Source organism: Wolbachia endosymbiont (group B) of Protocalliphora azurea, assembly GCF_947251865.1.
Taxonomy (GTDB): domain Bacteria; phylum Pseudomonadota; class Alphaproteobacteria; order Rickettsiales; family Anaplasmataceae; genus Wolbachia.
The window spans coordinates 384751-397216 of record NZ_OX366394.1 but is presented as its reverse complement, the minus strand read 5'-3'; the positions used below and the strand labels follow the sequence as shown (position 1 = coordinate 397216).

Annotated in this window: 9 protein-coding genes, 1 rRNA gene and 2 pseudogenes; 5 read left to right on the top strand and 7 right to left on the bottom strand. The window is 35.3% G+C overall.

Features of this window, described 5'->3' with window-relative positions:
* Positions 1-83: 83 nt before the first annotated feature.
* A 16S ribosomal RNA gene (locus tag OPR35_RS01810) occupies positions 84-1587 on the bottom strand.
* A 153-nt stretch (positions 1588-1740) separates the two neighbouring features.
* On the opposite strand from OPR35_RS01810, the gene OPR35_RS01805 reads away from it, so the two are divergent.
* From OPR35_RS01805 to OPR35_RS01795, 3 genes are all read left to right on the top strand, one after another.
* The gene (locus OPR35_RS01805) at positions 1741-2358 is read left to right on the top strand and encodes a hypothetical protein (RefSeq protein WP_029237695.1); all 618 of its coding nucleotides are present in this window, start codon (positions 1741-1743) and stop codon (positions 2356-2358) included.
* A 312-nt stretch (positions 2359-2670) separates the two neighbouring features.
* Positions 2671-3673 (top strand): IS630 family transposase gene (locus OPR35_RS01800; RefSeq protein ID WP_230608967.1). Its coding sequence is split into 2 segments (ribosomal slippage): positions 2671-3180 and positions 3182-3673, totalling 1002 coding nucleotides; the frame shifts between segments, so codons are not numbered across the junction.
* 523 nt (positions 3674-4196) lie between these two features.
* Positions 4197-5030: a recombinase family protein gene (locus OPR35_RS01795; protein WP_265024949.1), complete on the top strand. Its 834-nt coding sequence runs from the start codon at positions 4197-4199 to the stop codon at positions 5028-5030.
* On the opposite strand, the gene OPR35_RS01790 is transcribed toward OPR35_RS01795, so the two are convergent.
* Positions 4993-5995 (bottom strand): IS630 family transposase gene (locus OPR35_RS01790; protein WP_230608967.1). Its coding sequence is split into 2 segments (ribosomal slippage): positions 4993-5484 and positions 5486-5995, totalling 1002 coding nucleotides; the frame shifts between segments, so codons are not numbered across the junction. The genes OPR35_RS01795 and OPR35_RS01790 overlap by 38 nt on opposite strands.
* 75 nt (positions 5996-6070) lie before the next feature.
* Between OPR35_RS01790 and OPR35_RS07485 the strand changes: the two are divergent.
* Positions 6071-7010, top strand: a pseudogene (locus OPR35_RS07485) (IS5 family transposase).
* Here OPR35_RS07485 and OPR35_RS01780 read toward each other — a convergent pair.
* The 4 genes from OPR35_RS01780 to icd all read right to left on the bottom strand — a co-directional run bounded on the left by OPR35_RS01780 (position 6921) and on the right by icd (position 11651).
* A protein-coding gene (locus OPR35_RS01780) for an IS630 family transposase (protein ID WP_230608967.1) occupies positions 6921-7923 on the bottom strand; the annotation gives its coding sequence in 2 pieces (ribosomal slippage) (positions 6921-7412 and positions 7414-7923; 1002 coding nt in all). The pseudogene OPR35_RS07485 and the gene OPR35_RS01780 sit on opposite strands and share 90 nt — an antisense overlap.
* A gap of 265 nt (positions 7924-8188) precedes the next feature.
* The gene (gene nth / locus OPR35_RS01775; protein ID WP_007301977.1) at positions 8189-8827 is read right to left on the bottom strand and encodes an endonuclease III; all 639 of its coding nucleotides are present in this window, start codon (positions 8825-8827) and stop codon (positions 8189-8191) included.
* 21 nt (positions 8828-8848) lie between these two features.
* Complete coding sequence (locus tag OPR35_RS01770) at positions 8849-10150, bottom strand: molecular chaperone DnaJ (protein WP_019236639.1); 1302 nt, start codon at positions 10148-10150, stop codon at positions 8849-8851.
* 82 nt (positions 10151-10232) lie between these two features.
* Entirely contained in the window at positions 10233-11651 is a 1419-nt protein-coding gene (gene icd / locus OPR35_RS01765; RefSeq protein ID WP_264684952.1) for an isocitrate dehydrogenase, read from the bottom strand.
* A gap of 137 nt (positions 11652-11788) precedes the next feature.
* Here icd and OPR35_RS01760 point away from each other — a divergent pair, with 137 nt between their 5' ends.
* Positions 11789-12280, top strand: coding sequence for an RDD family protein (locus OPR35_RS01760; RefSeq protein ID WP_026097229.1), 492 nt, complete (start codon positions 11789-11791; stop codon positions 12278-12280).
* A gap of 74 nt (positions 12281-12354) precedes the next feature.
* Here the strand turns inward: OPR35_RS01760 and OPR35_RS07480 are convergent.
* A pseudogene (locus OPR35_RS07480) lies at positions 12355-12420 on the bottom strand (WPE palindromic element domain-containing protein); the annotation flags it as partial.
* Positions 12421-12466 lie beyond the last annotated feature (46 nt).

Here is a 12466-nt window from a genome sequence, read left to right as displayed (position 1 = left end):
ATTAAAAAATAAAGTAGAAGTAAAGACAGCAGTATAGTACATAATGACACTATTATTTGAAATGGTGAATTACGTACAAAGCCTAAGGAGGTAATCCAGCTGCAGATTCCCCTACTGCTACCTTGTTACGACTTCACCCCAGTCACTGATCCCACTTTAAATAACTCCTTCCTTGCGGTTAGGCCATTAGCTTCGAGTGAAACCAATTCCCATGGCGTGACGGGCAGTGTGTACAAGACCCGAGAACGTATTCACCGTGGCATGCTGATCCACGATTACTAGCGATTCCAACTTCATGTACTCGAGTTGCAGAGTACAATCCGAACTGAGATGTCTTTTAGGGATTAGCTTAGGCTTGCGCACCTTGCAGCCCATTGTAGACACCATTGTAGCACGTGTGTAGCCCACTCCATAAAGGCCATGATGACTTGACATCATCCCCACCTTCCTCCAGCTTATCACTGGCAGTTTCCTTAAAGTACTCAGCATTACCTGATAGCAACTAAGGATGAGGGTTGCGCTCGTTGCGGGACTTAACCCAACATCTCACGACACGAGCTGACGACAGCCATGCAACACTTGTGTAAAATCCGGCCGAACCGACCCTATCCCTTCGAATAGGTATGATTTCCATGTCAAGAAGTGGTAAGGTTTTTCGCGTTGCATCGAATTAAACCACATGCTCCACCGCTTGTGCGGGTCCCCGTCAATTCCTTTGAGTTTTAATCTTGCGACCGTAGTCCCCAGGCGGAATGTTTAACGCGTTAGCTGTAATACAGAAAGTAAACTTCCCATATTTAACATTCATCGTTTACAGCGTGGACTACCAGGGTATCTAATCCTGTTTGCTCCCCACGCCTTCGCGCTTCAGCGTCAGATTTGAACCAGATAGACGCCTTCGCCACTGGTGTTCCTCCTAATATTTACGAATTTTACCTCTACATCAGGAATTCCTCTATCCTCTTTCAATCTCTAGATTAATAGTTTTAAAAGCAATTCCAAGGTTAAGCCTCGGGATTTCACTTTTAACTTATTAACCAGCCTACGCGCCCTTTACGCCCAATAATTCCGAATAACGCTAGCCCTCTCCGTATTACCGCGGCTGCTGGCACGGAGTTAGCCAGGACTTCTTCTGTGAGTACCGTCATTATCTTCCTCACTAAAAGAGCTTTACAACCCAAAGGCCTTCTTCACTCATGCGGCATGGCTGGATCAGGCTTTCGCCCATTGTCCAATATTCCCCACTGCTGCCTCCCGTAGGAGTCTGGACCGTATCTCAGTTCCAGTGTGGCTGATCATCCTCTCAGATCAGCTATAGATCATTGCCTTGGTAGGCTATTACTCCACCAACTAGCTAATCTAATATAGGCTCATCCAATAGCAATAAATTTTTCCCCCGTAGGGCGTATACGGTATTAGTTGCCGTTTCCAACAATTATTCCATACTACTAGGTAGATTCCTATACATTACTCACCCGTCTGCCACTAAGTTATACCATAGCAAGCTACAATATAACTCCGTTCGACTTGCATGTGTTAGGCCTGCCGCCAGCGTTCATTCTGAGCCAGGATCAAACTCTCAAATTTAGACTTCAACCTATAAAAGGTTGAGGGTACATCGGATAAATCCGACAAAAAATAATTTAGCTTAATACTGCTGTCTTTATTTCTACTTTAGAAATATTTTAATCTCCAACTATTCAAACAACTCTAAGAATATTATTATGTGATATAATCACTATGTCAATATGTTTTTGCAAATCAAAAGCATTAATGTATAAATATATAACTATTTGGAATATTACCATGAAAAAATACATCTTTCTGCTTGCACTCGCGCCAATGTTAGTTGGCATCACATTATACTTATTGCGCAACATTGATAACACAAAACAATCTATAACTGCAGGTGACAAGTTTTACGAAGTATTATTCTTAAAAAAAGATAATAAGTCACTGCTAGAAGAAATAGATTCAAATTGGGAGTATTTAGCAAATTTTGAACGCGCATTCAATCATATCTCAGATTCAATGCCAACAGACACAGCATCTATTATTTATAATGATTTGGCAGACGATAAAGATGCTCCTGATGTTTTGCGTGAGTTAGCACAATACTTAGAAGTAATGAGCTTACTTCACTCCAGCGGTGAAAAAACAAATAGAGATAAAATTAGTAATTTAGAATCAAATGCAGTGTACCCTTATTCAAGCCAAGAAGCTATCGCTATAGTAAAGATACACAGTAACGACATTAAAGGTGCAATTGAAATATTGCATTCATTATTAAATGATAGAGAATGTCCGACTCTAATCAAGGCCAATGCACAAGAATTACTTCGGATATACGAAAACTAAAAAACTTGCTTGCATAACAATTTGGCAGCGCATCTAATGAAATAAAGAACTTTACTTGACAAACCTCCCTATTTTATTATGGCACTAAAAGTATTTATGACTCAAAATTTGTTTTTGACTGTAGGATCAATCACAAAATCCAGTAAAAACTTAGGTGTTTATTGGTAGATTACATAAAATTATAGCGGTTTTTTAAATTTTTTCTATATTCAGCCAAGTCGCGCTTGTTATACCAATTCCCACTATGCAAAGAACAGATAGACAATAATGGGAAAGAAGTGATAATAAAGTAGATAAAATAGAGAGGTATAAATGGCATTAAGGTCAAAACTATTAGACGAAAAAGTTGTAAATTTGGCGAAAGAAATGTTAAAAAAGGTCAGAAATAACGCATATGTTTCAAAAAAGTTACAAGCGGTGATAGCAGGAAAAGAAAGTAGTATAAGCGCTGTGGCAAGAATATGTAAAATTTCAAGGACTGCTTTGACTGAATGGATAAAGCATCTAAAATTTGGTAGAGTAGAAAGATTATTTGCCCCGTCTCAGCGGCGAAGAAAAAGCAAATTAAAGAAAAATCAACGTGAGCAAATTGAAATATGGGTAGAAAGAAATCCAAATATTACTATTAAGGAAGTGCAGATAAAAATCTCAGAGGAATTTGGCCTAAACATTAGCAAATCAACAGTGCACCGTGAGATACAAAGGATGAAATTTTCTTATATAACACCGAGGCCAATGCACCATAAACAAGATAAAAACAAGCAAGAAGAGTTTAAAAAATACTTCAATAAAATAGTCAATTCCCACCCTGAAAAAGAGGTGTTTTTTTGATGAATCACGATTTGGAACTCATTCAAAAATCGGACACGGATGGTTTAAAAAAGGGGTCAGAACGCAGGTTAAAATGAAAATTGGTAGACAAAATTTCTATATCTACAGTGCGGTAAATCCAAGAAGTGGTAAGAAAATCAGCCTACTTGCTCCATATGTAAACACTGATTGTATGAATATATTTCTGGAGCAGATGTCGAAAGATTTAGGCACGAAAAAAGCCTTTCTTGTAATGGATTGTGCAAGTTGGCATAGATCAAAAAGTTTGAAATTTCAGGAAAACATTACCATTATATACTTGCCTCCTTATTCACCGGAACTGAATCCTGTTGAGAGGTTGTGGCAATATATCAAATACAATACTTTACGTAACAGAGTCTACGATACCATAGGCTTACTTGCAGATGTTCTGTGTAATTTTATTGTCAGTATTTCCAGCACTACTATTAAACGAGTTTGTAATGTTTCTTATTTGTTCGATTAGTAATGGAATTTGGTATTAGAACATTATTACAGCACCACTTACAGCAATATAGAGTCAAAATTTCACTACTCAGAGATTCCTTTTACCTTTTTATTTAGTAAGACTTCTCTATATTTATAGTTAATATATCAAAGAATAAACTTCACTAGCAGAATGTCATTCTAGCACTAAAATGACAAAAAGAGGATAAAATCGCAATAGTATGTATCAAGCACCGTTGTATTTACACTACCGACAATGTTGCAAAAAACATAAAAATAAAACTAGAGAAAACCATTTCTCGAAAACTTCTGTGTCCAGAACCAAGAGTCCGATTTACTTATAGCGCTAATAATCAATTAACCATCGGCTTTAAGGAATGATATGAACATATTATTTCAAGGAAAAGTCATGAGAAACAAGAGATTAGCTATCCAAATTAGCTGTAGCTATGAACCTAATCGGTTAGCAGAACAATGCTTATCAGATGCTTATGAAAAGGTAGTGTCAAAGGAAATAAGTCAAAAAAACTTAAAACATAAAAATGGGATTCAAGGAGGGTCAAATGGTAACAGTATGTTTATATGCGAGAGTTTCTTCGGGGAAACAAGTAGAAGGAAATACGATAGAAAGTCAAATTGCAGCTTTAGAGAAGCAAATTAATCTGGACGGATACAGATTGTTAAGTGAGTATAAATTTATTGATAACGGCTACAGTGGATCTCATTTAGTCCGCCCTGATTTAGAAAAATTACGTGATAAAGTAACAGAAGGTAAAATTGATAAGATTTACATTCATTCTCCTGATCGTTTATCTAGAAAATATGCATATCAAATGGTGCTGATTGAAGAATTTGAAAAAGCAGGAGCAAAAGTGGTTTTTTTAAATTATGAGATTAACGGTAACCCAGAATCTCAATTACTGTTACAAATGCAAGGTATGATAGCAGAATATGAACGTGCGAAAATTATGGAACGAAGTCGTCGTGGTAAAATCTATGCAGCTAACAAAGGCTATGTAAATGTAATGGGAGGAGCTCCTTATGGTTATCGTTATATAGATAAGCATATGGGAGGAGGACAAGCTTTATTTGAGATTAACGAAAAAGAAGCTGATGTCGTTCGTAAAGTATTTTTGTGGATAGGCAGAGAAAGAACAAGTATTGGGGAAGTATGTCGTCGGCTAAATACTATGTCCATTAAGACACAAAAAGGAAAAGAACGCTGGAATAAAGGTACAATTTGGAGTATGTTGAAAAACCCTGCTTACAAAGGACAAGCAGCTTTTGGTAGAAGAAGGTTAGGAGTAAGATTAAAGCAAGTAATACCAAATTCCATTACTAATCGAACAAATAAGAAACATTACAAACTCGTTTAATAGTAGTGCTGGAAATACTGACAATAAAATTACACAGAACATCTGCAAGTAAGCCTATGGTATCGTAGACTCTGTTACGTAAAGTATTGTATTTGATATATTGCCACAACCTCTCAACAGGATTCAGTTCCGGTGAATAAGGAGGCAAGTATATAATGGTAATGTTTTCCTGAAATTTCAAACTTTTTGATCTATGCCAACTTGCACAATCCATTACAAGAAAGGCTTTTTTCGTGCCTAAATCTTTCGACATCTGCTCCAGAAATATATTCATACAATCAGTGTTTACATATGGAGCAAGTAGGCTGATTTTCTTACCACTTCTTGGATTTACCGCACTGTAGATATAGAAATTTTGTCTACCAATTTTCATTTTAACCTGCGTTCTGACCCCTTTTTTAAACCATCCGTGTCCGATTTTTGAATGAGTTCCAAATCGTGATTCATCAAAAAAACACCTCTTTTTCAGGGTGGGAATTGACTATTTTATTGAAGTATTTTTTAAACTCTTCTTGCTTGTTTTTATCTTGTTTATGGTGCATTGGCCTCGGTGTTATATAAGAAAATTTCATCCTTTGTATCTCACGGTGCACTGTTGATTTGCTAATGTTTAGGCCAAATTCCTCTGAGATTTTTATCTGCACTTCCTTAATAGTAATATTTGGATTTCTTTCTACCCATATTTCAATTTGCTCACGTTGATTTTTCTTTAATTTGCTTTTTCTTCGCCGCTGAGACGGGGCAAATAATCTTTCTACTCTACCAAATTTTAGATGCTTTATCCATTCAGTCAAAGCAGTCCTTGAAATTTTACATATTCTTGCCACAGCGCTTATACTACTTTCTTTTCCTGCTATCACCGCTTGTAACTTTTTTGAAACATATGCGTTATTTCTGACCTTTTTTAACATTTCTTTCGCCAAATTTACAACTTTTTCGTCTAATAGTTTTGACCTTAATGCCATTTATACCTCTCTATTTTATCTACTTTATTATCACTTCTTTCCCATTATTGTCTATCTGTTCTTTGCATAGTGGGAATTGGTATCAGTAACTGCCATGGATATAACAGATTTCTGCAAGAAAGAGGAAATATTTTTCATTTTATTAATGAGGCAATAGAAAATTGGTACGAAAATAGCCCCAAAATGCGAGGTGGAAATTATATTTATAGTAATAAAGTTGTGATTTTAGTGCATATAGTCGCTAGTCTCTTTAGAATTGGCTTAAGACAAACGGTAGGGTTTATAAAAGGATATTTGCAGCAAGTAGTTAGCAGTCATTAGCTATTCGCAGGCTTCAAGAAGGTTTCAATATTAAGATCAATGATTGCAGAGTTGATAAAAACAATATGGAAGATATTGAAATTGCCATAGACAGTACAAGTATCAGATAATACACCTGGTCACAGTAAGGAAAATAGCGAAGTATCGCAGTTATAAACAGGTAAGAAAGCTACACGTAATATTGAGTATAAATAGTAAAAAAGCTATAGCTGCACAATATAGCAATGGTGCCTACTCCGACCATTATGGTGCTTGCGACTTGCTCAGCTTTCAGCATGCTATAAAAGCATTATATGCAGACAGAGCCTATCAATCTTTATAAATTGTGCAAAAAATATGATATAAAGACAAAATTTTACCGAAAAATCGTGCAGCGGAGCATACAAAATTGGATTATATGGCTGAAAGGAATGCTGCCATTAGATTATGTGGTAAAGACGGTGTGAAAGAGTGGAAGAAGGAAGCAGTTTATGGAAAAAGGTCATATATTGAAGGATTTTTTTCAAGATTAAAGCAAATATTTGGGTTTAGTTTTAGAAATAGATCTGAAGTAAATCGAGAAAAAGAGTTGCTAATAAAATGTTACTTATACCAAATTCCATTACTAATCGAACAAATAAGAAACATTACAAACTCGTTTAATAGTAGTGCTGGAAATACTGACAATAAAATTACACAGAACATCTGCAAGTAAGCCTATGGTATCGTAGACTCTGTTACGTAAAGTATTGTATTTGATATATTGCCACAACCTCTCAACAGGATTCAGTTCCGGTGAATAAGGAGGCAAGTATATAATGGTAATGTTTTCCTGAAATTTCAAACTTTTTGATCTATGCCAACTTGCACAATCCATTACAAGAAAGGCTTTTTTCGTGCCTAAATCTTTCGACATCTGCTCCAGAAATATATTCATACAATCAGTGTTTACATATGGAGCAAGTAGGCTGATTTTCTTACCACTTCTTGGATTTACCGCACTGTAGATATAGAAATTTTGTCTACCAATTTTCATTTTAACCTGCGTTCTGACCCCTTTTTTAAACCATCCGTGTCCGATTTTTGAATGAGTTCCAAATCGTGATTCATCAAAAAAACACCTCTTTTTCAGGGTGGGAATTGACTATTTTATTGAAGTATTTTTTAAACTCTTCTTGCTTGTTTTTATCTTGTTTATGGTGCATTGGCCTCGGTGTTATATAAGAAAATTTCATCCTTTGTATCTCACGGTGCACTGTTGATTTGCTAATGTTTAGGCCAAATTCCTCTGAGATTTTTATCTGCACTTCCTTAATAGTAATATTTGGATTTCTTTCTACCCATATTTCAATTTGCTCACGTTGATTTTTCTTTAATTTGCTTTTTCTTCGCCGCTGAGACGGGGCAAATAATCTTTCTACTCTACCAAATTTTAGATGCTTTATCCATTCAGTCAAAGCAGTCCTTGAAATTTTACATATTCTTGCCACAGCGCTTATACTACTTTCTTTTCCTGCTATCACCGCTTGTAACTTTTTTGAAACATATGCGTTATTTCTGACCTTTTTTAACATTTCTTTCGCCAAATTTACAACTTTTTCGTCTAATAGTTTTGACCTTAATGCCATTTATACCTCTCTATTTTATCTACTTTATTATCACTTCTTTCCCATTATTGTCTATCTGTTCTTTGCATAGTGGGAATTGGTATTACTCAATAAATTTACTGATATTGGCATGGCTAAGTTTTAGGTAGTTTCATGAATTTTTTATGCTTTACCCACTATCCGATAAGCGATGCAACAAAGCCATCCCAGTGTAAGCTACTCGGTTGACACCATCATAGAGATCAGCTACTTGGATGATAAAAGTAAGAAATATCGAAGTGTTGTGCTAGACTTTATACCTCTTGCATTCAAACTCACATAAATCATGAATTGTGCACGCTTCACACAAAGGTTTTTGTGCCTTGCAAATGTATCTACCGTGTAAAACTAGCCAATGATGAGCATAAAGTAGGTATTTTTTTGGCACTACATTCAAAAGAGACTGCTCTGTTTTAAGTACATCTTTTTCTTTCACAAGCCCAACTCTATTGCTCACTCTAAAAACGTGAGTATCAACTGCCAATGTTGGAATACCAAGCCCTGAATTTAAGAACACATTAGCGCTCTTTCTCCCAACCCCTGGTAAAGATACCAAATCATCGAAATTAGTAGGCACTTTGCTATTGTACCTCTCAATCAATATTTTGCTGAGCCCGATTATATTTTTTGCTTTGGAATTATATAAACCAATACTGCTTATGCATTTTCTCAGCTCACTTTGCCCAAGATTCAACATCTTTTCTGGCGTATCAGCGATACTAAATAGCTCCTTTGTAATTTTATTAACACTTATATCGGTCGTCCGCGCTGACAGAACTATTGCAACTAATAACGTAAAATGATTGGTATAATTTAGCTCTATTTTTGGCGCAGGATTTGACTGTTGAAATTTTTCAAATATTAATTCTACTTTTTTTGAGTCCATGCATAGAGCTAAAAGCTTATACTATACTGTTTGCTGTGCAAATTCAATTGCTTGAGGATTAGATAGTCCTTCAGTATTAACATCAGACATATCAGTTTTTACCTCATCAAAATTCCTCTCAGCAAATTTGCTTGCCACTTCTGCAAAACACTTTCTAACAAGAGGCATAATTATCGGCATTAATAGCCTTCGTGGATCATACCGTCCTAACAGATCAGTCTCCTTTTGCACTCTATCTCTTGGATCCTCTTCTAGTAAATCTTTTGTGTGCTTGTCAGCATATATTTCACAGCCTTTTGAGAAAACAGGAGCTAACATTTCAATTAATACTGCCAATAACAATAGTGGACCAAGTACAGCTCCACCAACAGTTAATCCATTAGCAATGAAATTTATTGTAACTAAATAAACAGAAAAAGCAGCTAAAGGATAGTTGATAAGAAGTTTACTGCTTAGCTCGATATAGCTCATCTTACTTATGAATTCATCAGTAGAAATTTCTGAATTGGCATACTTTTTCATATAATGACCTACTAATAAACGAGAGGCGTTATTAATAATGATATTAAGTGCTATGATCCACCATGAAAAATAGCAACCTATAGTAATTGTAGTTAATATAGCTAAAGGCAGAAAACTTATTTTTGGTACTAACATTAGAGCATTTTTGCGCTCTATAAATTTCAATGCTAATGTCTTTTTATCTTCTTCAATTAGGCTTCTCTTTTCTTTTAGAGGAGTAATATAATTGAATAATTGTATGCTTGGCTTTGCTATATATTGATATAACTCTTGCATTAACTTTGCACTTTGTACACTCCTCTGAAAATTATCTAAATTTGGATTTAGCAAAATCCTCTCTATTTGAGCCTGAAGTTCATTATAGCTTTTTAGGTCTTCTCCAAACGAACAATCATTTCTTTTTAGTATAGCAATCAACCCATCAAAATCTTTACCTACAGCTTCTTCCTCACTGATTTTTAGCTCGTTAAACAACTTTCTCCTATAGTGAAACTCTCTTGCCGTTAAACGTCCATTACTTTCAGCATCAACGCTGACTTTAACACAAGGATTTCCTGACTCCAAAGGTTTAATGTACTTTTTTAGCTCTTGATAAGCTTTATAAATCTGATCAAATCTATTTTTGTTTCCACCTTTGTCAGGATGGTTTACAAGTATCAATTTATTATATTGTTTTTTCAGAAACTTGCTAAGAGCTTGATAATCTTTACCTACAATTTGTTCAGCTTTTATCTCTAGTACGTTAAACAGACCATTACTATCATAAAACTCCTGACCAGTTAACTTAAAATGTTGACTCATTATTACACCTCACATAAATACACGATGCTATTAGTATAATATATTTAATGTTTCACACAAGCATAAAAATATCAAGCAACCACTAAGAGAAGAAACCCTCTTTCCCATCATACAAATACAACTTATCCATTCTCACCACATCAAAATTGTGTTCCTCAAATTTGATTAGCAAGTTATTCACATCACTATTTGTAATTTCATTATTTGCAATAAACCTGCAGATTATTTGGTCACTTGAAGACTTTGAGCCTCCTGGCCAAATTGCAAGTCCTTTTGAGTATATTGCTATCATTTTCAGATTACTCGATTCAAATAACCTAACTATTTGATCAAAATTGTTGGATTTGTCCCAGGCAAGCGTTATATCACTACCCACTAGCTTTTTAACTTTGTAATCTTGTTCGTAATTGTCTTGTACTTTATTTATTTTACTATCCGAATCACTGCTAATTATAAGCTCAGATAACGTTGTGGGTTTTTTCCCTAGATTATCTATAACAGCTTTTGCAAATTCTTTTGTTCCAACCTTTTGTTTACTCTTTTTCTCCTTATATAAATCAGCGGTATGTACTCCATCTTCCAAAGTCTTGAGCCATGCATCGTAGATTAGTTTTGCAGTACTCACTTGACCAATATAGACCAACATATGTACTGCGGCATTTAAAAGACCAGAAGGATTAGCTATATTTTTTCCTGCAATATCAGGAGCAGAGCCGTGAACCGCTTCAAACATTGCATATTCATTACCTATATTGCTACTTCCTGCAAGCCCTACAGAACCTGAGGTTTGTGCTACTATGTCTGATAATATGTCGCCATATAGATTTTCAGTTACTATAACATCGAAATTCTCGGGTTCTGTGGCAACACGTGCCATTCCAATATCAACTATATAATGTTCCGCCTTTATATCCGGATATTCTTTTGCAATACGATCAAACGCTGCATGAAAAGCGCCGTCAGTCATTTTCATTATGTTGTCTTTAGTCAGGCAAGTTACTTTCTTTCTGTTATGTTTTTTCGCATATTCAAAAGCATACCTGCATATTTTTTCTGAGCCAGATCTAGTAATAATTTTAGTGCATTGGTACGAGTCACCAGTGAGCCTATGCTCTATTCCGGTGTAAACGTCCTCTTCATTTTCGCGTATTACAACAACATCAAATTTATCGAATTTATTTTCTATAACAGGGTGATACGAAATGCATGGTCTAATGTTTGCATACAGCCCTAAGTTCTTTCTGAGTGCAACGTTTAAGCTTTTGTGCCCTTTACCTTGAGGGGTTGTTGTTGGAGATTTGAGTAATATCTTTGTCCTTTCGATAGATTCCCAACCACTTGGAGAAATGCCGTGAGACCATTCTTTACTATAAACACACTCTCCTATTTCAATAATATCTATTGAGATCTCTGCTTTCGCTTCACGCAATATCGACAGCACCGCTTCCATAATTTCTGGTCCGATACCATCACCATACGCAACTGTGACTGATGTTGACATAACTTCCTTAACTGTAAATGATTTAATGTTAATTCAAATAATATAGTGGCACAAGCAGCTAGTACTGTACAAGTTGACATATTTACAGTTATTTAATAACATGTTCTTATGTCAGTTAGTAATGCGGGTGGGGTTATATGGATACTAAAATAAGCTATGCAAGAGTTACGAGACGCATTTTTGCATTTGCGTTTGATCATATTTTATTAACGGCGATAAAGTATTTTATTGGATTTAACGTTGGATGTACCTTAGGTTCTTTAACACCCAATGCGGTTAAAATAATTTCAGACAACGCAACAATTCTTAATGTAACAGCGCTAATATTGGCATTAGCATTTTATGCATTTACGATAATAGAATTCGGCGGAACTCCGGGACAATTATTGCTTCGTATGCATATAAAAGACAAAAATACACTTGAAAAAATCACTATAACACAAACAATAATCAGAACAGGAACTTTTGGAGTGTTATATTTTATAATTTTTTATACAATATTGAGTATTTCTAGTCTATTTATAATTTTACCAATTATTATCATATTGTTTGCAACATTTGATAAGCATAAACAGTTCCTTAATGACAAAATTGCAAAAACAGTAGTGATAGACTATAAACCTAGTTGATGTTTTTCTTTAGTTGTTATCACCAAGGGTGTTATTCCAGCGCGTGACCCACATCTGTACGAACATTGCAATTAGCAGGTAATTTGCATAATAGACGGTGTCATTCCAGTGCTTGACACTGGAATCCAGTTTTCCATATAATCTCATCGAAAACGTTGTAACCACTTTCTATGCTAGTGTGCTTTC